Here is a 23,373-nt window from a genome sequence, read left to right as displayed (position 1 = left end):
CTATTGCGCCTTAATGGTGAACGTGCCAGACACCACTTCATTGTTACGGTTGAGTGGCCCCTGTTCGACCTCAAATCGCTCAGAGAGTGCCAGACGTGCCTGCTCGAAGACCTGGAAATCACTCCCCTCAGCCACTAGACGCAGCTCTTGACGGTTCCCATCAAAGCGCACGCTTTGCAGCTGGATTGCAGGCGATGGGCCGAGTGAATTGGAGAGCTCAACGAACCAGTTAAGCAATGAGCTGTCACCAGCACCACCAGACAGACGAGTGATCTCACTGTCAAGCTCACGCCTTAGATAGCCTGTGGTAGGAATACGACTTTTGCCGGTAATATCACGGAAGATACGCTCACTTTCAGCGCGATACACCGAGGCCTGCGCCTCAAAACGATAGGTTTCCAGTGCATACTGACCCATCATCACGGTCAAAAGTACCCCTGCAGCAATCGCCACTTTTTGCCACACACGCCAGTACTTACTGATCGGTGAGCTCTGCTTAAACGCGCCCGTTAGCAAGGTTATCTTGCCAACAATCGCCTCTTTGGTCAGTAACTGCATCGCAAGCTCTGCTGGCATAGACTGCCAGTCTTGCTCTTCGGCAAGCTCAAGCTCTGGCAACGGGCTGTAGGCCTTCAGTGGTAAGTAGTTCTCTTGCTCTTGTACCCAAGGCGATTGCGCCGTCATACCCAGCCAAGCATCCGGCACCACCGCGCCCTGATACTCGCCTTTTTTCAGTAGCCACTCCGAGCCGAGTTGAACCGCACTCAGTCCCTCTTCGTTGGTCGGTAGGGCAAGTGCGTCAGGCACCACCTTTTTCACCTCAAAGCCGAGCGCTTTGCATTGCTCGAGGCACTGCTCCAGCCAAGAGCGATCAACAGCTGCTACCAGCGCCTGATCACCTTTCTTCTTCAAGATGGTAAAGTGCAGGTCATCGACGTCTTGCGCCAGCTCATCTTCAAGCAAAAACGGCAGCATCGACTCAAACTGACGACTGGCCCCTGCTGGGATCGTCACCTCACTTAGCACCACATCACTGGCAGACAGCAGCAGGATCACACCGCGATGATCGGCATAATCTTGCAAAGTCTCCAGCTCAGCGCTGCTTGCCAACTCACCGCTGGCAATAATTTCATTGTCTTGTGTAGACCACACCAACCAAGGCACCGCGGCCTCAGGTTGACTAGTTAGTCGAACGGTCAGAAACTCGCTCACTGATCCCTCCAAAACGTCGGCGTACGACCGACGCTGTTTCTCTATTGTCACTGTACAATAGACTTCTAATTCTTACTCTAGACTGCTCAACCCAAACTTGAGCGTCTAGCTCGAAATATTGACTATCGACACCGATAAACGGCTTCGCTTCGTCACGAACGGCGGCCTCAACCCCGCCCATCTCTGACTCAGCCAGAAAGTCATCAACTGAGTCCCAGCCGTCATAAGGGCGGCTCTCAATCAAATTCTTGGCGTCACTCTGTGATAGGTGTGGATAGAACATCGCTTCTAAGAGCGGAGCTTGCTCCGGCTCAATCGTGTTGACATTCAAGATCCACTCATCGGTCGGCAGTGCGCACACCATAGGGTCAATCTTTTGCATCACCTCACCGGTCACGCCATTGATCGCGCGCAGCTCGCTGCTGTCTGCCAACCATCCGTTGGCCGCCAAATACGCAGGCTGAACACTCTCATAATAACTGTCACCCACCCCATTGGAGGTCTGGGTGCTAAATTCCGGGTTAATAAACTCATACGTCGAGTCACTGATGGTCTCCGCCGCATAACTATCGACCTCGGTGGCTTCAAGCAGTTGCTGCCATACGCGCATCACATACGGCCTTTGATTGGAGTTGCTTGAGATCACGGCTGAGCCAATCGCATTGAGGTTCAGACATGCCTGGCGATCACGAATCCGCCCCTGCGCCGTACCATAGTCAAGCGGGTAGACTTGCTCTTCGAGCGCCCACGCCTGCGAGGTGTTGATCGTATCGCTGTCTTTATAGCTCTGCTCGATGCCGACGATAGCCAGAGCCTCAACCCCAAGGCTGTACCAATACGCCTGCTGATAGTTTATCTGGTTATTGGCGCGCTTAAATTGAGTAAACAGGCGACCTGACATGCTGGCCGCCAATGCCGCCATCACCGCAAGTACCATGAGTACGACGATAATTGCCACGCCGCGCTGACGTGATGGAGACTTACTCATCATTGCCCCCTGCTAAATCATTGAGCTGACCACCAGAGGTGAGGTAAATACGCTCAATCTCGCCGTAATCTTCCAGCTCTAAACGCACCGACACCGCCTCTGGCAGTTGCCCGTTGGTCGACCATTCAGTGACCCACTCCGAGCCGTTGTAAAACCGAATATCAAAACTCTCTACCTGAGTCAGCAGTGGTGCGCTGATCGGCTCTTGGCCAACCGGCGTATCTGGATAGCGCCACCAAACCCGCTCCAGCACTTGCTCTTGGGTGCGGTAGCCAACCTTGGTCACCTCACCGCGCGGAAATTGCTGCTCTGGGTTATGCCACCCAAGGCGGGTAAACACCAGCCCTTTGGTGTCCGAGTCGAGCAGGTAGTCCTGCCAGTAGAGCAGTTGCCCAGCTGGCGCCTCACCATTGGTGCGCATACGGCGCGTTGCCATCTGGCGAAAGTCATTATCCATCAACACCATTGCGCGCTGGATCTCTTTCAAGCGCTCACTTTTTTGCAGCGATTGGGCATTGCTCTCTTGCACTTGAAACAGCACTTGGTAAGCGCCAACACTCAAGCTGGCAAAGATGGCCATCGCCACCAACACCTCAATTAGGGTAAAGCCCTTGTGGGCTTTAATCTTCGGGACTGATCGCTTCGATAATGGGCGCTTAAGGTACATAGCTTCTTACCGTTACAAGAGTTGAACCACCTTCCTCGGCAGACACGCTCACATCAAAGGCGCGCAAGAGGTTGTCGGAAGTGCTGACTGGCGTCACCTGCCAATACCAGGTTCGCCCTGCCAACTCCTCGGTGCCTTTTTTCGCGCTCAGTTTACTCGGGTCAAGCATCACCGCCGCCATTTGATTGTCCACCACCATCGCGGCGAAGGTCTTCTCTTCAAGGTAGCTCAAGGTATTGATGTGTTGACTTACCGAGCGGATCACCGCGATGGCCGCGGTAGAGAAAATCGCCAGCGCCACCAGCACCTCAATCAGGGTCATGCCGGCTGATTTAGACTTACTCTTCATACTCATCCCCCGGCTCAAGGCGATGGATGACGCCATTTTCGCCGACAATCACCCGCCAGTTATCATCGTTGACCTGATCGTTGTTGCCGAGAATATGCAGCGTAAAGGGAGTGATTTCACCACTCGATAGGATAAAAATCTGTGGTGGCTGAGGGGGAGCGTCTGACTCAACCTCGGCAAACATCTCCTCGTCGAACAGCGAGCCTGGCAGAAACAAGCTGTCGTTGTTCTTCCAGATATCACCGCCTAAGGTCATGCTCATCATCAGATCTTCCGGCAGGGTGATCTCATTTGCCATGCCGTCAATATCCATTGGCTCCCAGCCATCTTCACCCAGGGCCATCAAAAGAATACGATTCTGTTTTTCATCTATGCGCAATCCATAGTTCTGACCACTCAACAGCGCTTCGTCGTTGAGCAGTTGCAACTGCAGAAACACACGCTGGGTCTCATCCTTGGCCTGATCTTGGGTCGAACTGACGACCGTCGAGATCGCCGCTACCGCACCGACGGCGATCACCACTAATACCAGCAAAAGTTCGAGTAGGGTAAAGCCACGTGAAGAGGGAATGGAACGCGATGTAGAAGTAAAAAACACAAGCATACTCTCAATTGGGGTAAGTCTTCACTTACCCCAATTTCATTGATTTATTGGAAATCGGTTAGATTCCAGTTACCGATATCGGCATTAACGCCCTCACCGCCTTCTTGGCCGTCAGCACCAAGGGTAAAGATATCAATGGTGCCGTTGTCGCCTGGGCTTAGGTATTGGTATTCATTACCCCATGGGTCGTTTGGCAGACGACGAATGTAGCCACCCTCGCGGTAGTTGCGCGGCTCTGGGTTGTTTGGCTTAGTCACCAATGCCTCAAGGCCTTGGTCTGTGGTTGGATAAACACTGTTATCTAAGCGGTACATATCCAATGCGTTCTCTAGCGCAACAATATCACTTACCGCTTTTTTCTGGTTCGCCGTATCTTGGCTACCCACCAGGTTAGGAACCACAACCGCAGCGAGCACACCCAAGATGACCACTACTACCATAATCTCTAACAGGGTAAAACCAGCCTGTTTGCTACGTCTGTTTTTCATTACAATCTCCAAAAACAATTGTTCTCGTGCCAACTTCGGTCGAGAAATTCAATACTATCAATTAATTGACAATAAATATCAGTCACTTGATTAACCAATTAGGTTGTTCATCTCAAGAATCGGCATCATGGTCGCCATCACGATAAACAGCACCATGCCTGCCATCAGTGCAATCAGCACCGGGGTAAAGATGCCCAGCGCAATATTCACCGTCGATTCAAAGTTCGCGTCCTGGTTGTCTGCTGCGCGTGTCAGCATCGACTCAAGCTCACCACTCTGCTCACCACTGGCAATCATGTGCAGCATCATTGGCGGGAACAACTGGGTTTGATCGAGTGCCTTGCGCAGGCTCGCGCCCTCACGCACATTATCCGCGGCCATATTCACCTGCTGCTTGATGAACTTATTGGTCATCACATCCACTGCGACCTTCATCCCTTCCAAGATAGGGATCGCACTGGAGGTACAGATAGACAGGGTGCGCGCAAAGCGGGCGGTGTTCAAACCGCGGCTGATCTTACCCAGCATTGGCATACGCACAATACGGCGATCCCAGTTAAGGCGAATCGAGGGCTTGGATAAAGCAAAGCGTGCTAGGTACACCAGCACCACAAACACCCCAAGCAAGATCAATCCCCACTCTTGAATAAAATCACTCATTGCGAGCAAGATTTCGGTCTGCCAAGGCAAGTCTTGCCCCATGGTCAAAAACTGGCCAACAATCTCCGGCACCACTGCCGCAAGCAAGAAGGCCACGATACCGATGGCAAACACCACCAGCACCACCGGATAAATCAACGCCTGCTGCAGCTTAGAGCGCATCTTCTGCCGATTCTCAGCGTAATCCGCCAAGCGCTCGAGCACCGCATCCAAATGACCTGACTTTTCACCCGCCGCCACCATTGAGCGGAACAACTCATCAAAGATGTGCGGGTAATCCGCTAGGCTATCTGCGAGGGTGTAACCCTCGGTGACCTTTGAGCGCACCGCGGCCAGCATGGTGCGGATACGTGGCTTCTCCGACTGCTCAGAGACAGCCTTAAGACACTCCTCCAGCGGCATCCCCGATTGCACCAAGGTCGACAACTGACGAGTGATCAACGCCAAATCTGGCGTGCTGATCCCGCGCTGAAACGCGGGCTTTTTAGCCGATGATGACTTGCGCGCCTTGGCGCGCGTCTCGGTGATCTCAACTGGGATTAATCCCTGCTCTTTTAACCGTGATCGGACCTGGCGGGCATTATCGCCCTCGATCACACCCTTTTTCTGCTTACCCTTGGCATCCAGTGCCTTATATTCAAACGCCGCCATTAGCCATCCCCACCCCGTTAACCATCTTTAGTAACGCGCAGGACTTCTTCCAGCGTAGTGACGCCCGCAAGCACCTTATTCAAGCCATCTTGACGAATACTTGGTGTGCGCTCACGCACGCAGCGCTCAATCGCCTGCTCACCCGCTTCACTGTGGATCAGCTCTTGCACCTGATCGTCGACCAACAGCAGCTCGTGAATACCGGTACGACCGCGATAACCCTTCTGATTACACTGCTCACAACCACTTGGGCGATACAAGGTCAGTTCATCGGCTGGCGTCAAGCCAAACCATTTCTTCTGCTCGTTATCCGCCTGATACGGCGTTTTACAGTCGTTACACAAGGTGCGCACCAATCGCTGAGCCAGAACCCCAAGCAGCGATGACGAGATCAAGAAGGGCTCGATACCCATATCGCGCAGACGAGTAATCGCGCCGACAGCGGTGTTGGTGTGCAAGGTTGACATCACTAAGTGACCGGTTAATGACGCTTGGACACCAATTTGCGCTGTTTCTAGGTCACGGATCTCACCCACCATCACCACATCTGGGTCTTGACGCAAAATCGCGCGCAGACCGCGAGCAAAGGTCATGTCGACTTTTGGGTTCACCTGAGTCTGACCGATGCCATCGATATCAAATTCAATCGGATCTTCAACCGTGAGGATATTACTCTCACTGCTATCGAGCTCTTGCAGACCGGCGTACAAGGTGGTGGATTTACCCGAACCGGTTGGGCCGGTCACCAGAATAATGCCGTGCGGACGGGCGATAATATGACGGAAGTTATCATGGGTTGATGGCGTCATGCCCAGGCTATGCAGATCAAGACGAGTGGCGTTCTTGTCCAGAAGACGCATTACCACGCGCTCGCCGTGCGACGATGGCATGGTTGAAACACGCACATCCACGGCGCGACCACCGATACGCAGCGAGATACGACCATCTTGCGGCACACGCTTCTCGGCGATATCCAGCTTGGCCATAACCTTAACACGCGAGACCAACAAAGGCGCAAGCTTGCGGCTTGGCGCCAGCACATCACGCAGCACACCATCGACACGGAAACGGATCGACAGCGACTTTTCAAACGTCTCGATATGGATATCCGAGGCGCCCTCTTTGATCGCCTCACCGAGCATGGCGTTGATCAGCTTGATGATGGGTGCATCGTCTTCCGACTCAAGCAAGTCCTCATCCTGCGGCAGCTCTTCTGCCAATGAGAAGAAGTCATCGCTATCAGCGCCAATGTCTTCCATCAGCTGACGCGCTTCACTTGAGTCGCGCTGATACGCCTCGGTCAACTTAGCATCAAACGCCTCGCTGCTGAGCGCCTGTAAGGTAAACACGCGCGGTGACACGCGCTGCACTTCCAGCAGCGCGCTCATGGTCATCGGCTCTTGATAATAAAGGACACTGCCTTGCTCTTCATGCTCCAGCACCATCTTAAAGCGATTGGCGAAGCTGAATGGCAGACGATGATGAATAGCCTCGGCTTGCATTACTTCGCTTCCATTTGTTCAATCAAGACCTGCAGCTCAGGCGCAAACTCAACCGACTTCCCGTACTCTGGTAGTACAGGAACGTTTTCGTCATCCATTAGCTTCAGGCCTTGCTCTGCCTTCAATAGCTGCTCTGCACGAATATAGTTGTACTTACGCTGGGTGATACCGTCCGCAGACATACCATCACGGATAATGGTTGGCTTGATGAATACCATCAAGTTGCGTTTTTCGGTTTGGGTGCTGGTTGACTTAAACAGCTGACCCAAGAACGGGATATCACCAAGGAGCGGTACTTTAGACTCACTCTCAAGCGCACGCTCATCAATCAGGCCGCCCAATACAATCATTTGGCCGTCTTCCACCATCACAGAAGTGTTTAGCTGACGCTTGGCAAAACGTACGTCTACTGCGCCGTTGGCACCCAATACATTCGATACCTCTTGCTCGATATTCATTTGTACCGAGTTACCTTCGTTGATCTGAGGTACAACCTTAAGCTTGATACCGACCTCTTTACGATCAACCGTTTGGAATGGGTTATCGTTGTTAGAGCCAGCCGTTGAACCAGTAATAACCGGCACCTCTTCACCCACAATAAAGGTCGCTTCGCCGTTATCCATCACGGTAATACTCGGCGAAGACAGGATGTTGGAGTTGGAGTCCGAGGACACCGCGCTGATCAATGCCGTCCAGTCGCCCATGACCAGGCTCATTGCCGCACCATTTACGCCAGATAGGGCTGCTGCGAGTGTTGAGTAGTCTCCTGACTCAGTCACCTCGAAAGGAACTCGGTTTCCATCACTATTGGTGAAATACTCCGTACGAGTCTGATCTTTAGCCTCTTCCAGACCGACCATGACACTACCAATCGACGTACCCGTGTTGTTATATTGAATGACCGCACCTGTCTCAAGGTTACCCCACTGAACGCCGAGGTTGATACCATCATTCTCAGACATCTCAACAATCAGTGCTTCAATCAGAACCTGTGCACGACGGATATCCAGTTGAGTCACGATATCTTGTAGGGCATTCATGATATCTGGCGGCGCGGTCATTACCAAAGCGTTGGTGTGCGCGTGCGCTGCGATAGTGACCTCACCACGTGCGCTTGGCGCTGTAGCGCTGCCACTTTGACCAGCCGCTTTTTCTGCCTGTAGGTTGTCAGACACACCACGCAGTACATCGACTAGGTCTTCCGCTTTTGCGTACTTGAGGTAAACCACCTGGTTGTTACCCTTGCTTGCCATCTCGATATCCAACTGTTTAATCAAGCGCTTAAGCTGAGCACGAACTTTAGGGTCACCTGAGAGAAGAATCGAGTTTGTACGATCGTCGGCGACCAGCGTTGGTTGCAAATTCGGCGGGGTATTCTTAGCATCGGTGGTCTTATTTAGCGCTTCAACGATACGCACCATTTCTGCCGCCGAGGCGTTTTTCAGGTCGACGACTTCAATTTCTTTATCACCCGCTTGGTCAACACGCTTGATGATCTCAGCCAAGCGGTTAACGACTGCCGCGCGGCCTGTGATCAAGATGATGTTCGCCGGGTCGTAGTGCACAACGTTACCTGCACCTGCGTTATCATTGAGCTGACGTAGCAATGGTGACAGCTCACGCACTGAGACGTTACGCACCGCCACCACGCGGGTTACTACGCTATCACCTGTCGCGCCATCATCACCGACAACGGGGATCGCTGAGGTTTTGGCGTCTTTGGCCTTAATCACCTTAAGGATGCCGTTATCCATCTCAACCACGGCAAATCCGTACACTTCCAATACGTTGAGGAAGAAGCTGTAGTACTGCTCCTCTGTCAGCGTATCGTAGCTGCGCACGTCCACCTTGCCTCGAACAGTGGGATCAACAATGATGGTTTTCTCGAGGTTACGGCCAACAATATTGATGAACTCTTGTATGTCTGTGCCTTTAAAACTTGCACTAAAATCGTTAGCTAGCACAGGTGCTGTAGTTAATAAGCTTCCTGCCAATAACCAAGCACTTTTCTTGAACCAATGCTTCACGCGGTACTCCTAAAGCTGAGTTTCGTTGTTACTCAGGGTGTTAAAACTGGATGTAGACATCATACGGCTGACCGTCACGCTCGACGGTAAGGCTCAGCTCGGTAAGGTTGCTGATGTCTTGAAAAATTTGACCCATTGCCGCTGGATCCGTTAGGTCTTGTCCATTGAGTTGAGTCGCAATATCGCCATTTTGCAGGCCGATCGACTCAAATAATTCTCTATCGCGCCCCGGACTTAAGCGGTATCCCACCACGTCACCATCACGTTTCACCTGTGACATACGCACATACTGGAAAAGCTTTTGTGGATCTGAGGAGATTTCCTCTTGGATCGCTGCTAGGCGGTCAGTGTCTGGACTGGCCGTTGCAGGCTCTGAGCGAGACGGCGCCGTGCTCTGGGTTGGCGTTTGTGAGCGCTGGTTGTAGTCGATACCATCGAGCATCAGGGTCTCGTCACGGCCCGCGTTTTCGATGATCACGCGATCCACTAATACCGCTTTCAACTTCGCACGCGTGCCTTCAACGGTTTCGTCGATGCCATAGGTCGCCTGCTGGCCACGATTGGCAATCACGGCTAAGCTCTTGCGAACATTGTCACTCGACACCACGCCAACTAGAGTCAGATTTAGACGAGTCTTAGGCGCATCCTGAACTACAGGCTGCTTGCGCTCGACCGGCTGTGCATCCTCTTGGAAGCGGCCAAACCAGTGCCCATCATGCACCTTAGACAGATCAATTGTCGAAGAGTTCGCGTTGGCATTGCCTGATGTCTGTGTGGCGCGCCACGGGGTAACCTCGGTTTCAGGCTCCACCAGCATCCAGACCATCTTACCCAACATCCAAGCGGACGCTGCGAGCAACACGATCACCAGCACGCCGCTGATACGCTGCTGGTGCTGCTTAAAGAAATTGATCAGTGCCTGTCCGTCAAAGCGGGCCATATTAAAGGCGGTAGTTGCCAAACCTATGTCCTTACTGAAATAAATTGGTGCGTTAGTATAGATGAGAAATATTTCACTATATCATACGCGGTTTAAGCAAATGGTTTTTTGTGCTTTACACACCCTTACACCTTGAAAAAGTGCGATCGCGCTACCATTGTGAGGTTGATTCAATATTAATGGTAGGAGATATAGCGCACAAATGGGTTCCAACAAATCACACAATGACCAAAACGAACAAGCCGTTCGTCTCGATAAATGGCTGTGGGCCGCACGTTTTTATAAAACCCGTTCCATCGCACGCAACATGATCGATGGCGGCAAAGTGCATTATAATGGCCAGCGCAGCAAACCGAGTAAGGTTGTTGAAGTCGGAGCCACGGTTGCACTACGCCAGGGCCACGAAGAGAAAACCGTGGTCATCGAGCGGATCTCTGATCAACGTCGCGGCGCGCCAGAGGCGCAAACGCTCTACCGCGAAACCTCGGAAAGTGTTGAAAAACGCGAAAGTAACGCCATGCAGCGCAAGTTGCACGCACACAACCCGAGCCCGGACCGACGCCCCGATAAAAAGCAGCGTCGTGACATCATTAAGTTCAAACATCAATAAGCTGGAGCTTCCTTCTATGGCAAACAATGTTTTAAATCGCTACCTTTTTGAAGATTTATCTGTACGTGGCGAGTTGGTACAACTGGATGACGCATACCAACAGATTATTACCAGCAAGGAATACCCAGCGGCGCTGCAAAAGCTTTTGGGTGAGCTACTCGTCTCCACCACACTGCTAACCGCCACCCTAAAGTTTGAAGGCTCGATCACCATCCAGCTTCAAGGTGACGGCCCAGTATCACTAGCAGTGATCAACGGCGACCATGACCAAAAAGTGCGCGGCGTGGCACGCTGGGAAGGCGATATCGCCCCAGACGCAACGCTGCACGAGATGATGGGTAAAGGCTACCTAGTGATCACGATTGACCCGAAACAGGGTGAGCGCTACCAGGGCGTGGTTGGCCTTGAGGGTGACAACCTGACGCAAGTGATCGAGAACTACTTCGCCAACTCAGAGCAGCTGAAAACTCGCCTGTGGATCCGCACCGGTGAGATGGACGGCAAGCCACACGCAGCGGGTATGCTGATCCAGGTCATGCCAGATGGCACCGGCACACCGGATGACTTCGAGCACCTAGAGCAGCTGACCGACACCATCAAAGACGAAGAGCTGTTCTCGCTTGAAGCGCAAGAGCTGCTATACCGCCTTTACAACCAAGAGCAAGTACGCCTATTTGAACCACAACCGGTTGAGTTCTTCTGCGGCTGCTCACGCGAGCGCAGCGGCGCAGCTATCGTGACCCTAGACCGCGCAGAAGTCGACGACATCCTAGCCACCGAAGGCAGCATCGCCCTACACTGCGACTACTGCGGCACAAACTACGCGTTTGACTCTGCCCAGGTGGCAGAACTGTTTGCTCAAGCATCGGCACCTGCTTCGGGTAGCGACACAATCCACTAAATAAAAGGTGCGAGGTGCGGGTTTCACTTCGTTCCGAGGCGCGAGGAGTTATCAACGTGTGTTGAGCTCCTCGCTCTCATTTTTAAGATATAAATAAAATGTCGAGTGTACCAATCTCCTCGAACCCCGGAGGGCGCTAGCCCGAAACCCGCTCTTCGCCCCCCTTTATCTAAAAGCGAATTACTTATCACGCGCACCAAACTCCCCGCTCCTCGGAGGGCACCAGCCCGAAACCCGCACCTCGCCCCTAGTTTAATTTCCTAAACTTTCGACTACGCTTACATTCACCCCAACCCACTAATGACAAAAGGATTGTTCTGTGTGGGTTAGCGCTTACCAAATAATATTTCAAACTAGCTTGTGATATAGGCAGATAATGTACGAAAAAAATGCGGATATTTTTTGAACTACCTCCCTGTTTTAAGTCATTTGCGTTGTTAGCATGGAGGCAGACTCAAAAAATTATTACAACAGGATTACTTTATTTAAAAAATTTCAAATCCCTACATTTCTTATAAAGGAGCACCTATGACTGTTATGGAACATACAAAGGCTGCAACACTTGATCTTTCTCAATACGGTATTGTTGGCGTAAGGGAGATTGTACGCAATCCGAGCTACGAGCAACTATTCGAAGAAGAAACACGTCCTGAATTAGAAGGTTATGAAAAAGGAACTGTGACTGAGCTAGGAGCGATCGCCGTTGATACCGGCATCTTTACTGGCCGCTCGCCGAAAGATAAGTACATCGTAAAAGATGACTCGACGCGAGACACCATGTGGTGGTCAGATCAAGGTAAGAATGACAACAAACCCATCTCGACCGAGGTGTGGCGCGATCTTAAGCAACTAGTAACCGAAGAGTTATCCGCTAAGCGCCTATTCGTGATTGATGGTTTCTGTGGTGCCAACCCCGACACTCGCCTGAGTGTACGAATCATCACAGAAGTCGCGTGGCAAGCGCACTTCGTTAAAAACATGTTCATCCGTCCAACTGCGGCTGAGCTGGAAACCTTCAAACCTGATTTTGTCGTAATGAACGGGGCGAAAACCAGCAACCCGAAATGGCAAGAACACGGTCTTAACTCCGAGAACTTTATCGCCTTTAACCTCACTGAGCGGATGCAGATCATCGGCGGTACTTGGTATGGCGGTGAGATGAAAAAGGGTATGTTCGCGATGATGAACTACCTACTGCCACTAAAGGGCATCGCCTCTATGCACTGCTCGGCCAACGTCGGCGAAGAAGGCGATGTGGCGGTGTTCTTCGGTCTATCCGGCACAGGTAAAACCACGCTATCGACTGACCCTAAACGTCAATTAATTGGTGATGACGAGCACGGCTGGGATGACGACGGCATCTTTAATTTCGAGGGTGGCTGCTACGCCAAGACTATCCGTCTGTCGAAAGAAGCTGAGCCAGACATCTACAACGCGATTCGCCGCGATGCGCTGCTTGAGAACGTCACCGTGCGCAACGATGGCTCGATCAACTTCGATGATGGCTCCAAAACCGAGAACACACGCGTCTCTTACCCAATCCATCACATTGATAACATTGTGAAACCTGTGTCTAAAGCTGGTCATGCGCAGAAAGTGATCTTCTTGACAGCCGATGCGTTCGGCGTGTTACCACCCGTGGCGAAGTTGACGCCTGAGCAAACCAAGTACCACTTCCTGTCTGGCTTTACCGCGAAATTGGCCGGTACTGAGCGCGGCATTACTGAGCCAACGCCGACCTTCTCGGCTGCCTTTGGCGCTGCGTTCCTGACTCTGCACCCAACTCAGTATGCCGAAGTCTTGGTGAAACGCATGCAAGCGGCTGGCGCAGAGGCTTACTTGGTCAACACTGGCTGGAATGGCACAGGCAAGCGGATCTCGATTCAAGATACGCGCGGCATCATCGATGCGATCTTAGATGGCTCTTTTGATAATGCCGAAACCAAGCAGTTGCCGGTGTTCAATCTAGAGGTGCCGCTTGACTTGCCAGGCGTGGATAAAGAGATCCTCGACCCACGTGAAACCTACGTCGACCCACTACAGTGGGAAAGTAAAGCCGAAGACTTGGCTGAGCGCTTTATCAAGAACTTTGCCCAATATACTGATAATGATGAAGGTAAGGCACTGGTTGCTGCAGGGCCACAGCTGGACTAGAAAATTGATAACCTGATTACAAGCCCTTCTTTTGAAGGGCTTTTTTTGTTGCCGTGCGCTCAAATCTGTTCCAATCTATACAGCATAGGAACCCAATAAGAACCCACACAAGGATGCGCTGGAAATGAAGAAATGGCTTGTCATCGTTGTGATTGCCCTGGTTGTGCTGATTAGCGCGGCGGTCACAACCTTGTGGCTGTTACCGGTCAAGCACAAAACCACCTTGGTCAATCACCTGCTTGAGCCCTACCAACTGAGTGTTGAGCGCGTCGATTATACCCCGCCGTATCAGCTTCAGGTTGAGGGGCTGCGTAGCATTGAATACGACTTGTATCTGCCCTCTGCCACGGTATGGCTCAACCCTTCGTTGGTGCATAACCGACAGATCATCATCGATAGCGTGCTGATTGAGGGCATTCAGCTCAATGATCGCCAGCAGCTGCGCTCACTGCCGGTGTTTAACCCAAAATTCCTTGAGCAGGTCAAGTTTCATCAACTGGCTCTTAAGCACGTCGATATCGATTTTGCCGGTTGGATCTTACGCGATGCCAGTCTGCAGATCGCCCAGCCAACCTGGCAAAATCAACACCAGTGGCTGCCTTATGGTGATATCCAGTTTCAGGCCGATCAGGTCTACGTCGAGGGTGAAGCCTTAAATAACGCCCTACTGCATGTCGTCCATCAACCCGAGAAAAGCACTATTTACGGCGCGTCGTTTGAGTGGAATAAGGCCAGGTTCAGCGGTCAGGCAGAGCGACTTGACGGTCAGTGGTCCCTGGCCAATGTCACCATCAATCAGCTTAACCTCAACCTCAGCGAAGAGGCTACGATGTCGCGCTTTTCCCAGTTGATTGATGGTTTAGACATCAACTATATCAATAGTTTAGATCTAATTAATAGCCAAATAACCACTAAGATCGCCCAAGCGGAAAACCTTAACCTTTCGATCGAATCGATCCAATTGGATCAACCCCTCACCAATCAGCAGCAAGGCTATTTATCCTTTGATGCCGATCTGTTGGTGATTGACGATTTGAGCTTTATCAGCCCGCGCAGCCGGGTTAATTTTTCCCCGCAACGGGTAGAGATTGAAGAGTGGGACAGCGATCTCTGGCAAGGGCGTGTACAGGTCTCGGGGCTTTGGTCACCGGTAGACCTAAAGCTCAATAAGCTGCACATCTCGGGAATTAAACTGTTAGAGCAAACCGAGCAAACGGCAAGTGATCTAATTGGCAAGCTCAATAAAGTCAGTGACTTAAGCGTAAAAGATCTCGCTATTTCCCGCTCACAGCTGGTCCAAGTCGAGCAAGCACCGTTCTGGCAATTATCTGGACTTAACATCAGAGGCAGCGATATGGTGCTCAAGCAAGATGGCGCTTGGGGGCTGTGGCAAGGACAAACGGAGCTGTCGGTCAATAGCGCCAGCTTTGACACGATTATTGCCACCCAAGGCATTGTCGAGCTGGCGACCATCGACCAACAAATGGAGCTCAAGCGGCTGTTTATTCCACTCGAGCAAGGCTATCTCGATGCCTCGGGCACGCGTCACCTCACCAAGCGCAATCAGCCTTGGCAGCTTGATTTCACCATCGATGGCTTGCCCTTTTCTGCCCTAGCGCCCTTTACCAAGCTGCCGTTCGACGTTGAAGGACTGCTGGATATTCAGGGTGACCTTAAGGGACTTAGTAGTGATTGGGAGCTGCTGCGCTACTCGATTGATGGACATATAGATGCTGGATTGCGCGGCGGACGTTTTCAGCATCACACGTCTATCGATGGGCAAAATAAAACGCTTGAGCAAGACTTCGAGCTCGACGGGTTTTATGCCAACTTTAATCGTGGCCGAATGAGTTTTGATACCAAGCAACTGAGCGGGCCAAATATGTCAGGGCAATTGCGTGGCTTGTATGACTGGGTAGAGCCCAAGGCTACGCCAGTGCTGCTTGAGCTGACAACCGAGTGCGAGCAGTGGCAGATTGATTTGTTAAGTGGTAATACTCAAGTTGAACAGAGCTGCCGTGAGGCAAATTAGTTGCTCACGACAGATAATTCACACCTGGTAATTCGGCAGCAGCATGTAAGTGCCTACAAACTCGACAGACGGCGTATCACCGCTGTAGATAGTCACGCTGATAACGATGCGAGCCTTACGCCCCGTGGCCAATCGGTCCAAGTCACCCGAGATCCCATCAAGTGACGTTTGCGCCACTGGGCTCTGTGTCACTGGGTGGCGATAGCGGATCTGGCTATCCGCCAGCACAATATCCGCCATCAGGTTGCGCTCTTTCATCAATAGCCAGGTCATGCCCCAGCCGGTCAAGGTCGCCAGGGTGAATGCCGAGCCTGCAAACATGGCGTTGTGTGGGTTAAGGTTAGGGTTGAGCTGGGCGCAGCACTCAAACTGATAACCGGTATACTGATTAATCTTGATGCCCATCTTGTCACTGATTGGGATCTGCTGCTCCCAGCGCTGTTGCAACTCGTGGCACCACTCGGGCTTGCGCAGCACATTGGCCATCAAGTCCAGTGGCTTAACCATCTGTTGGTGACGCACTGGGCCGCGCTCATCGCTAAGCTCACCGCGACGCTCAAAGCCATTCTTCTGATAAAAGGCAATCGCGTCCTCGCGCGCATTACACACTAGACGTTTCACTCCCTCCTGGCGCGCCAGCGATTCAAGCGCGACTAAGATCAGTGAGCCCATGCCTTTATTGCGCCGATTGGGTTTCACCGCCATAAAGCGGATTTGTCCCTCGTTATCGGGCGTGATGTACAAGCGTCCAATCGCCATTGGTCGCCCGCGGCTGTCGGTGATCATGCGATGAAAGCTCATCGAGTCGTATTCATCACGCTCCGAGCCGAGCGGCATCCGCCATGGCTCACGCAGTACTTGCCAGCGAAACTGAAAGTATTTGTTGAGCTGATTATCGGTTTTGGGCGTGATCAGTTTAAACATACTCTTCCTTTAGATGTTGTCCTAGGCCAGTTGTTTTCCTAAGGCAATAGCTTTCAGAAACCAACCGTTGTCTTAAGCCAATAGTTTGGTTACACCTGTAACCAGAAAGTCACCGGGCCATCATTGACCAAGCCGACCTTCATGTCCGCGGCAAAACGGCCGCGCTGTGTCGGTAATACTAACTCACATTGGTCAGCAAAGTAGTCGTACAAGCGCTCGGCATCCGCTGGTGCTGCGCCGCGGGAGAAGCCCGCACGAGTGCCTTTTTTAGTATCAGCCGGCAGGGTAAACTGCGATACCACCAACACCTCGCCCTCAACCTGCTTGACGTTGAGGTTCATCTTGCCCTCGTCATCCTCAAACACGCGATAGGTCGTGACTCGCTCCATTAAACGCTTGGCCTTGGCCTCATCATCGCCTTTTTCGACCCCCAGCAGGACCAATAGCCCTTGGTTGATCTCACCTACTACCTCACCCTCGACGCGGACGCTGGCCTCACTCACCCTCTGAATCAAAGCGATCACGGTTTACCTCTTGTTTGTCATACTCTTGTTTATTAGAACTTTGCTTATCAAAACACTGTTTATCATGTTCGTGCTGCATCGAGTGTACCATGCTTGGCGTTGCACTCCAGTATGCTCGCTCACCGAGCGCCGCCGTGATTTCGGCGCCGAACAAGACAATCAACCAACACAGATAAACCCACACAAACAAGATGGGGATCGCCGCAATCGCGCCGTAGATCAGCTGATACGAGGGGAACATGGTGATATAGGTGGCAAATCCTTTTTTGCTTAGCTCAAACAGCAGTGCCGCCACCAGCGCGCCAACCAGGGCGTGATGAAAACGCACTTTTTTGTTTGGCACCACAAGATAGAGCACGACAAACGCTGCGGTGGATAAAATCAAGGGTAAGCGACGCAGCAGGATATCGTAGGCGCCAGAGGCCACTTCATTGTTGAGTATCGCCAGTGAGGTAACGTAAGAGGTGGCTGCAAGGCTTGCCCCCATCAAAATCGGCCCTAGGGTTAGGATCATCCAGTACATGGAAAACGAGATGATCGCCCGGCGCTTTTTCTTGACCCGCCAAATGTAATTTAGATTTTTGTCGATGTTTGAGATCAGCATCATCGCCGCGACAAACAGCGCTGCGCCGCCCACCGCTGTCATCTTGCCGGTATTGGCGATAAACTCAGACAGCGCCGCACGCACCGCTTGCCCGGCTGCGGGCACAAAGTGGGTGATGACAAAGTCTTGAATCGCCTCTCCGGCATCGGAGAATATCGCGAACGTCGATAGCACCGACAACAGCACGGTGGCCAGCGGCACCACCGACAGCAGAGTAATATAGGCAAGATAACCTGCATTAACATTGACGCGATCGTGGTGCATACGCCGCCCTAGGTAGCGCACGAAGTGGTAATACGGCACAAGCCGATTCTCAATACTGGGGCTTAACTTGTTTCTCATCCACCTCATCCATCTTTCCCTATCACACTCACGAACGACAAATAAGTGCGCCGTTATGCGGCCTGATCTCAGTATGGCGTGACTGCCTCGTTTTTGCATCGACAGGACTTTCACCGTCACAACGCGTTACGCTCAACTATACTTGTTCAGTCTAACTCATTCTAATCGAAAGGAAATCGATATGCGTGCCATCTCTGCCTTGCTGTTTCTATCCCTGATGCTTACCGGCTGCTCCTCCACCTACTATGCCGCCATGGAGCAGGTCGGCTATCACAAGCGTGACATCATGGTCGACCGAGTCGAAGACGCTAAAACTGCCCAGCAAGACGCGCAGCAAGAGTTCACCAGTGCGCTTGAGGCACTCTCCGCTTTGACCAATTTCGATGGCGGTGAGCTTGAGAGCGTCTATAACGACATCAACAGTCGCTATGAGGCCAGTGAAGCCGCCGCCGAAGACGTGCGCGACCGCATCAAGGGCATCGAGGATGTCTCCGATGCCCTATTCGCCGAATGGCGTGAAGAACTTGAACTCTACACCAACGACAACCTGCGCCGCTCGAGCGAGCAGCAACTGCGCGCCACCCAGTCCTCCTACCAAACCATGCTCAGCGCCATGAAACGCGCCGAACAAAAAATGACCCCCGTCCTCAACACCCTAAGAGACAACACCCTCTACCTAAAACACAACCTCAACGCCTCAGCCATCGGCTCGCTACAGGGCGAGTTTATGAGCTTGGAAAATGATATTGAACTCGCGATCCAGCAGATGAACGCAGCGATTGCCGAATCAGATAAGTTTATCGCCCAACTTAAAAAATAGAAGCGAGAAGCGAGAAGCGAGAAGCGAGAAGCGAGAAGCGAGAAGCGAGAAGCGAGAAGCGAGAAGCGAGAAGCGAGAAGCGAGAAGCGAGAAGCGAGAAGCGAGAAGCGAGAAGCGAGAAAATTTTTCAATCTCTGTCACTGCTGTCAAGTGTTACACCACCTCGAGCGCAGCGTACTCGCAGGGCAAAGCCCGATCTCGATTCTCGACTCTAAAAAAAGAGCCCTAGGCACTAAACCCAGGGCTCAATTCTAAAAGCGATCAATCAACCGTTTTTATTTCGCCGCACGAGAAGCGCGCTTACGGTCGCTTTCCGTTAGGAACTTCTTACGGATGCGGATGCTTTCTGGGGTTACTTCTACTAGCTCATCTTCATCAATGAACTCTAGTGCTTGCTCTAGAGTGTGCTTGATTGGCGGAGTAAGAACCTGAGCGTCATCTGTACCTGATGCACGAACGTTGGTTAGCTGCTTACCTTTCAGCGCGTTAACCGTTAGGTCGTTGTCGCGGCTGTGGATACCGATAACCATGCCTTCGTAAACCTCAACACCGTGACCGATGAATAGGCGGCCACGCTCTTGTAGGTTAAACAGTGCGTTAGTTAGGGCTTTACCCGCAGCGTTAGCGATCAGTACGCCGTTGATGCGCTGACCGATGTTACCGCCTTTGTGTGGACCGTAGCTGTCGTAAGTATGGTAAAGAAGACCAGAGCCTGAAGTCAGGGTCATGAACTCAGTTTGGAAACCGATCAGACCACGAGATGGCATGATGAAGTCCATGCGCACACGGCCTTTACCGTCTGGTGCCATGTCTTTCAGCTCACCCTTACGCAGACCGATGTTCTCCATGATGCCGCCTTGGTGCTCTTCAAGAACATCAATCGTTACCGTCTCAAACGGTTCCATTAGCTGGCCATCAACTTCTTTGATGATTACTTCTGGACGAGATACTGCAAGCTCGAAGCCTTCACGACGCATGTTTTCGATCAGGATAGATAAGTGAAGCTCACCACGGCCTGATACGCGGAATTTGTCTGGATCGTCTGTTTGCTCAACACGTAGTGCAACGTTGTGTACCAGTTCTTTCTCAAGACGCTCAAGGATGTTACGTGACGTTACGAACTTACCTTCTTTACCCGCAAACGGAGAGGTGTTTACCTGGAAAGTCATGGTTACGGTTGGCTCATCCACTGATAGTGGTGGCAGCGCTTCAACATCGCCTTGTGCACACACAGTGTCAGAGATCTTCAGCTCACCAAGACCTGTGATCGCGATGATGTCGCCCGCAGCTGCTTGGTCAACATCGTGACGCTCAAGGCCAAGGTAGCCTTGTACCGTACCCACTTTACCGTTGCGCGTGTTACCGTCAGCACCGACAACAGTTACTTGTTGGTTTGGCTTGATAGTACCACGTGTTACACGGCCAACACCGATAACACCTAGGTATGAGCTGTAGTCAAGCTGAGAGATTTGCATCTGTAGTGGACCGTCTAGGTCAACTTGCGGTGCAGCTACTTCTTCAACGATAGTTTCGAATAGCGGCTCCATGTTCTCGCCAGTTTCGCCTTCTTCTTTGGTTGCCCAACCGTTTAGTGCTGATGCGTAAACCACTTGGAAGTCTAGCTGCTCGTCAGTAGCACCTAGGTTGTCGAATAGGTCGAATACTTGGTCCATAACCCAATCAGGGCGAGCACCTGGGCGGTCAATCTTGTTGATAACCACGATTGGCTTCAGGCCGTGAGCGAATGCTTTCTGGGTTACGAAACGAGTCTGAGGCATTGGACCATCAACCGCGTCTACGATCAGTAGTACACAATCAACCATCGACATAATACGCTCTACTTCACCACCGAAGTCCGCGTGTCCTGGAGTATCTACGATGTTGATACGGTAGTCGTTCCAGTTAATGGCAGTGTTTTTCGCCAGAATGGTAATACCACGCTCTTTCTCGATGTCGTTCGAGTCCATTACGCGCTCTTCTTGTTCGCCGCGTGACTCAAGCGTACCAGACTGCTGAAGCAGCTTATCTACTAGGGTCGTTTTACCGTGGTCAACGTGCGCGATAATCGCGATGTTTCTCAATTTATCAATCTGTGGAGTTGCCATGAATTTGCTTCACTCAGGTGGAGTCGCCGCTCAGTTATCACTCAATTTCCCTATCTATTTCAGCGGGAGTGGATAGCTGGCCACGAGTTTGATTAAAAAAACGGCCGTTAATGTACCAGATTTTGCTAAGAATCACACGAATATGTGATCTATAACCCGTTGCTTTGATGAGCATAGAAGACGGCGGAAGTTTTCGCCGTGAATATTGTGGGTTTGGATTGACATCTTTCGCCATAGAGTGCTGAATAGTTGCACTAGATTGGTACAAAACAGTGCAAGCATCACTCGATTGCACCAATTTAGTGCGCTAGTTTTCAATAATGGTGCAAACGTTTGCTTCACGATGAGGCGCAAAATCACAAGTTATTGAAATTTAAGGAATTGAAAAGTTGGCACGCTTTTGGCATTAAGAAAACCAGCATCGAGTAGACCATATTTAGACACTATTCAATGCTGGATTCCAAGAATCGAGTCATACACGCTTTAAATACACTGGAGGTTATCCAAGATGTCAGTTGAAAACGTTCTATCGCTGATCCAAGAAAACGAAGTTAAATTTGTTGACCTACGCTTTACTGATACTAAAGGTAAAGAGCAACACGTTTCTATCCCTGCACACCAAGTTGACGCAGACTTCTTTGAAGAAGGTAAAATGTTCGACGGTTCTTCAGTAGCAGGCTGGAAAGGTATCAATGAGTCAGACATGGTAATGATGCCAGATGCGGCTTCTGCTGTTCTTGACCCATTCACTGAAGAAGCAACTCTTAACATTCGTTGTGACATCCTAGAACCTGACACAATGCAAGGTTACGACCGTGACCCACGCTCTATCGCTCACCGCGCTGAAGACTACATGCGTGCAACTGGTATCGCAGACACAGTTCTGATCGGTCCTGAGCCAGAGTTCTTCCTATTCGACGACGTTAAGTTCAACACTGACATGTCTGGTTCTTTCTTCAAGATCGACGACATCGAAGCGGCTTGGAACACAGGTACTGACTTCGAAGAAGGTAACAAAGGTCACCGTCCAGGCGTTAAAGGTGGTTACTTCCCAGTAGCTCCAGTTGACTCTTCACAAGACATCCGCTCTGCAATGTGTCTAATCATGGAAGAGATGGGTCTAGTTGTTGAAGCGCACCACCACGAAGTGGCGACTGCGGGTCAGAACGAAATCGCAACTCGCTTCAACACGCTAACAACGAAAGCTGACGAAATCCAAATCTACAAGTACGTTGTACACAACGTTGCTCACGCATTTGGTAAGACTGCGACATTCATGCCTAAGCCACTAGTTGGTGACAACGGCAGCGGTATGCACGTACACCAATCTCTAGCGAAAGACGGTGTTAACCTATTCGCTGGCGACAAGTACGGCGGTCTATCTGAAACTGCACTTTACTACATCGGCGGTGTGATCAAGCACGCTAAAGCAATCAACGCTTTCGCGAACGCTTCTACTAACTCATACAAGCGTCTAGTTCCAGGCTTCGAAGCGCCAGTTATGCTAGCTTACTCAGCACGTAACCGTTCTGCTTCTATCCGTATCCCAGTGGTACCAAGCCCGAAAGCACGTCGTATCGAGCTACGCTTCGGTGATCCATCAGCGAACCCATACCTATGTTTCGCAGCAATGCTTATGGCTGGTCTTGACGGTATCAAGAACAAGATCCACCCAGGCGAAGCGATGGACAAAGACCTTTACGACCTACCTGCAGAAGAAGCAGCAGAAATCCCAACAGTGGCTTACTCACTAAAAGAAGCTCTAGACGAACTAGACGCTGACCGTGAGTTCCTAACTGCTGGCGGCGTATTCTCTGACGACTTCATCGATTCATACATCGAGCTTAAGTCACAAGACGTTGAGCAAGTAAACATGACAACTCACCCACTTGAGTTCGAACTTTACTACTCTGTATAAGATCGCTTGATGTAAGCCTGTTAGGTTTATGTTATTCAAAGGCTCGCCGTTTGGCGGGCCTTTTTTAGTTTTTAGAGGCGAGAGTCGAGAATCGAGAGGCGAGGAGGTGGAGCACGCAGCGCCTGCCCGACTTCTTGTATATCACCTCTCGCTTCAAGCCCGAGTCTCTTTAAAAACTCATCTGCAAGAATGACAACCCATCCACACCCACAAATCCCCCTCGCTTCTCGCCTCTCGTTTCTCGTCTCTGCTCTTCCGCCTCTCGCCTCTCGATTCTCGCTTCTGCCTTTACGGCAAGCTATTTGCATTGATAACCCCATACAGGTGCATCTAGATCAAATCAGCGTAAAG

At 51.4% G+C, this 23,373-nt stretch carries 20 protein-coding genes; 6 read left to right on the top strand and 14 right to left on the bottom strand.

Annotated elements, in window-relative coordinates:
- The 10 genes from gspL to gspC all read right to left on the bottom strand — a co-directional run bounded on the left by gspL (window position 1) and on the right by gspC (window position 10,088).
- On the bottom strand, window positions 1–1,212 hold the full coding sequence (gene gspL / locus ACSTTG_RS15235; RefSeq protein WP_438475414.1) for a type II secretion system protein GspL: 1,212 nt from the start codon (window positions 1,210–1,212) through the stop codon (window positions 1–3).
- Window positions 1,181–2,203, bottom strand: a complete 1,023-nt coding sequence (gene gspK / locus ACSTTG_RS15230) for a type II secretion system minor pseudopilin GspK (RefSeq protein ID WP_438459786.1) — start codon at window positions 2,201–2,203, stop codon at window positions 1,181–1,183. Before gspK ends, gspL begins: the two co-directional genes overlap by 32 nt.
- A complete protein-coding gene (gene gspJ, locus ACSTTG_RS15225; RefSeq protein WP_438459785.1) occupies window positions 2,193–2,867 on the bottom strand; it encodes a type II secretion system minor pseudopilin GspJ in 675 nt (224 codons plus the stop codon). The genes gspK and gspJ overlap by 11 nt, the downstream gene beginning before the upstream one ends.
- Window positions 2,857–3,216 carry a type II secretion system minor pseudopilin GspI gene (gene gspI / locus ACSTTG_RS15220; RefSeq protein ID WP_438459784.1) on the bottom strand — a complete coding sequence of 120 codons (360 nt, stop codon included), beginning with the start codon at window positions 3,214–3,216 and terminating at the stop codon, window positions 2,857–2,859. The genes gspJ and gspI overlap by 11 nt, the downstream gene beginning before the upstream one ends.
- On the bottom strand, window positions 3,206–3,814 hold the full coding sequence (gene gspH / locus ACSTTG_RS15215) for a type II secretion system minor pseudopilin GspH (RefSeq protein WP_438475413.1): 609 nt from the start codon (window positions 3,812–3,814) through the stop codon (window positions 3,206–3,208). The genes gspI and gspH overlap by 11 nt, the downstream gene beginning before the upstream one ends.
- A gap of 50 nt (window positions 3,815–3,864) precedes the next feature.
- Window positions 3,865–4,308 (bottom strand): type II secretion system major pseudopilin GspG, encoded by a 444-nt coding sequence (gene gspG / locus ACSTTG_RS15210; RefSeq protein ID WP_438459782.1) that lies wholly within the window; start codon window positions 4,306–4,308, stop codon window positions 3,865–3,867.
- Window positions 4,309–4,398: 90 nt separating this feature from the next.
- Entirely contained in the window at window positions 4,399–5,619 is a 1,221-nt protein-coding gene (gene gspF / locus ACSTTG_RS15205; protein WP_438475412.1) for a type II secretion system inner membrane protein GspF, read from the bottom strand.
- A 17-nt stretch (window positions 5,620–5,636) separates the two neighbouring features.
- Window positions 5,637–7,121 carry a type II secretion system ATPase GspE gene (gene gspE / locus ACSTTG_RS15200; RefSeq protein ID WP_438475411.1) on the bottom strand — a complete coding sequence of 495 codons (1,485 nt, stop codon included), beginning with the start codon at window positions 7,119–7,121 and terminating at the stop codon, window positions 5,637–5,639.
- Window positions 7,121–9,148 (bottom strand): type II secretion system secretin GspD, encoded by a 2,028-nt coding sequence (gene gspD, locus ACSTTG_RS15195; RefSeq protein ID WP_438475410.1) that lies wholly within the window; start codon window positions 9,146–9,148, stop codon window positions 7,121–7,123. The genes gspE and gspD overlap by 1 nt, the downstream gene beginning before the upstream one ends.
- A gap of 40 nt (window positions 9,149–9,188) precedes the next feature.
- Entirely contained in the window at window positions 9,189–10,088 is a 900-nt protein-coding gene (gene gspC / locus ACSTTG_RS15190) for a type II secretion system protein GspC (protein WP_438459921.1), read from the bottom strand.
- A gap of 202 nt (window positions 10,089–10,290) precedes the next feature.
- Between gspC and hslR the strand changes: the two genes are divergently transcribed.
- The 4 genes from hslR (at window position 10,291) to ACSTTG_RS15170 (ending at window position 15,785) form a co-directional block, all read left to right on the top strand.
- Window positions 10,291–10,698 carry a ribosome-associated heat shock protein Hsp15 gene (hslR, locus tag ACSTTG_RS15185; RefSeq protein WP_438459778.1) on the top strand — a complete coding sequence of 136 codons (408 nt, stop codon included), beginning with the start codon at window positions 10,291–10,293 and terminating at the stop codon, window positions 10,696–10,698.
- Between the two features lie 16 nt (window positions 10,699–10,714).
- On the top strand, window positions 10,715–11,599 hold the full coding sequence (gene hslO / locus ACSTTG_RS15180) for an Hsp33 family molecular chaperone HslO (RefSeq protein ID WP_438475409.1): 885 nt from the start codon (window positions 10,715–10,717) through the stop codon (window positions 11,597–11,599).
- 528 nt (window positions 11,600–12,127) lie between these two features.
- Window positions 12,128–13,753 carry a phosphoenolpyruvate carboxykinase (ATP) gene (gene pckA / locus ACSTTG_RS15175; protein WP_438459776.1) on the top strand — a complete coding sequence of 542 codons (1,626 nt, stop codon included), beginning with the start codon at window positions 12,128–12,130 and terminating at the stop codon, window positions 13,751–13,753.
- 124 nt (window positions 13,754–13,877) lie between these two features.
- On the top strand, window positions 13,878–15,785 hold the full coding sequence (locus tag ACSTTG_RS15170; RefSeq protein ID WP_438475408.1) for an AsmA family protein: 1,908 nt from the start codon (window positions 13,878–13,880) through the stop codon (window positions 15,783–15,785).
- 18 nt (window positions 15,786–15,803) lie between these two features.
- Here ACSTTG_RS15170 and ACSTTG_RS15165 read toward each other — a convergent pair whose 3' ends face one another.
- The 3 genes from ACSTTG_RS15165 to ACSTTG_RS15155 form a co-directional block, all read right to left on the bottom strand.
- Window positions 15,804–16,709, bottom strand: coding sequence for a bifunctional GNAT family N-acetyltransferase/hotdog fold thioesterase (locus tag ACSTTG_RS15165; RefSeq protein ID WP_438475407.1), 906 nt, complete (start codon window positions 16,707–16,709; stop codon window positions 15,804–15,806).
- 89 nt (window positions 16,710–16,798) lie between these two features.
- Window positions 16,799–17,233 carry a D-aminoacyl-tRNA deacylase gene (dtd, locus tag ACSTTG_RS15160; RefSeq protein ID WP_438459773.1) on the bottom strand — a complete coding sequence of 145 codons (435 nt, stop codon included), beginning with the start codon at window positions 17,231–17,233 and terminating at the stop codon, window positions 16,799–16,801.
- A complete protein-coding gene (locus ACSTTG_RS15155) occupies window positions 17,205–18,179 on the bottom strand; it encodes a virulence factor BrkB family protein (RefSeq protein WP_438475406.1) in 975 nt (324 codons plus the stop codon). The genes dtd and ACSTTG_RS15155 overlap by 29 nt, the downstream gene beginning before the upstream one ends.
- Window positions 18,180–18,432: 253 nt before the next feature.
- Here ACSTTG_RS15155 and ACSTTG_RS15150 point away from each other — a divergent pair, with 253 nt between their 5' ends.
- A complete protein-coding gene (locus ACSTTG_RS15150) occupies window positions 18,433–18,999 on the top strand; it encodes a DUF2959 domain-containing protein (RefSeq protein WP_438459920.1) in 567 nt (188 codons plus the stop codon).
- A 275-nt stretch (window positions 19,000–19,274) separates the two neighbouring features.
- Here the strand turns inward: ACSTTG_RS15150 and typA are convergent, their stop codons facing one another.
- Entirely contained in the window at window positions 19,275–21,104 is a 1,830-nt protein-coding gene (gene typA / locus ACSTTG_RS15145; protein ID WP_438459771.1) for a translational GTPase TypA, read from the bottom strand.
- Between the two features lie 508 nt (window positions 21,105–21,612).
- Here typA and glnA point away from each other — a divergent pair.
- Window positions 21,613–23,022, top strand: coding sequence for a glutamate--ammonia ligase (gene glnA, locus ACSTTG_RS15140; protein WP_438459770.1), 1,410 nt, complete (start codon window positions 21,613–21,615; stop codon window positions 23,020–23,022).
- Window positions 23,023–23,373 lie beyond the last annotated feature (351 nt).

Origin of the sequence: Vibrio glycogenivorans, from assembly GCF_051660965.1 — a bacterium.
In the GTDB taxonomy this organism is placed as follows: domain Bacteria; phylum Pseudomonadota; class Gammaproteobacteria; order Enterobacterales; family Vibrionaceae; genus Vibrio.
This window is presented reverse-complemented; position numbering and strand designations above follow the sequence as displayed.

What these genes read in the sequence shown, in the direction of transcription:
- gspI (WP_438459784.1), bottom strand. Translation starts at nt 3,216, where the DNA reads ATGAAGAGTAAGTCTAAATCAGCCGGCATGACCCTGATTGAGGTGCTG.
- glnA (WP_438459770.1), top strand. Translation starts at nt 21,613, where the DNA reads ATGTCAGTTGAAAACGTTCTATCGCTGATCCAAGAAAACGAAGTTAAA.
- typA (WP_438459771.1), bottom strand. Translation starts at nt 21,104, where the DNA reads ATGGCAACTCCACAGATTGATAAATTGAGAAACATCGCGATTATCGCG.
- gspE (WP_438475411.1), bottom strand. Translation starts at nt 7,121, where the DNA reads ATGCAAGCCGAGGCTATTCATCATCGTCTGCCATTCAGCTTCGCCAAT.
- gspJ (WP_438459785.1), bottom strand. Translation starts at nt 2,867, where the DNA reads ATGTACCTTAAGCGCCCATTATCGAAGCGATCAGTCCCGAAGATTAAA.
- hslR (WP_438459778.1), top strand. Translation starts at nt 10,291, where the DNA reads ATGGGTTCCAACAAATCACACAATGACCAAAACGAACAAGCCGTTCGT.
- ACSTTG_RS15165 (WP_438475407.1), bottom strand. Translation starts at nt 16,709, where the DNA reads ATGTTTAAACTGATCACGCCCAAAACCGATAATCAGCTCAACAAATAC.
- ACSTTG_RS15170 (WP_438475408.1), top strand. Translation starts at nt 13,878, where the DNA reads ATGAAGAAATGGCTTGTCATCGTTGTGATTGCCCTGGTTGTGCTGATT.
- ACSTTG_RS15155 (WP_438475406.1), bottom strand. Translation starts at nt 18,179, where the DNA reads ATGAGAAACAAGTTAAGCCCCAGTATTGAGAATCGGCTTGTGCCGTAT.
- gspK (WP_438459786.1), bottom strand. Translation starts at nt 2,203, where the DNA reads ATGATGAGTAAGTCTCCATCACGTCAGCGCGGCGTGGCAATTATCGTC.
- pckA (WP_438459776.1), top strand. Translation starts at nt 12,128, where the DNA reads ATGACTGTTATGGAACATACAAAGGCTGCAACACTTGATCTTTCTCAA.
- gspF (WP_438475412.1), bottom strand. Translation starts at nt 5,619, where the DNA reads ATGGCGGCGTTTGAATATAAGGCACTGGATGCCAAGGGTAAGCAGAAA.
- hslO (WP_438475409.1), top strand. Translation starts at nt 10,715, where the DNA reads ATGGCAAACAATGTTTTAAATCGCTACCTTTTTGAAGATTTATCTGTA.
- gspG (WP_438459782.1), bottom strand. Translation starts at nt 4,308, where the DNA reads ATGAAAAACAGACGTAGCAAACAGGCTGGTTTTACCCTGTTAGAGATT.
- gspC (WP_438459921.1), bottom strand. Translation starts at nt 10,088, where the DNA reads ATGGCCCGCTTTGACGGACAGGCACTGATCAATTTCTTTAAGCAGCAC.
- ACSTTG_RS15150 (WP_438459920.1), top strand. Translation starts at nt 18,433, where the DNA reads ATGGAGCAGGTCGGCTATCACAAGCGTGACATCATGGTCGACCGAGTC.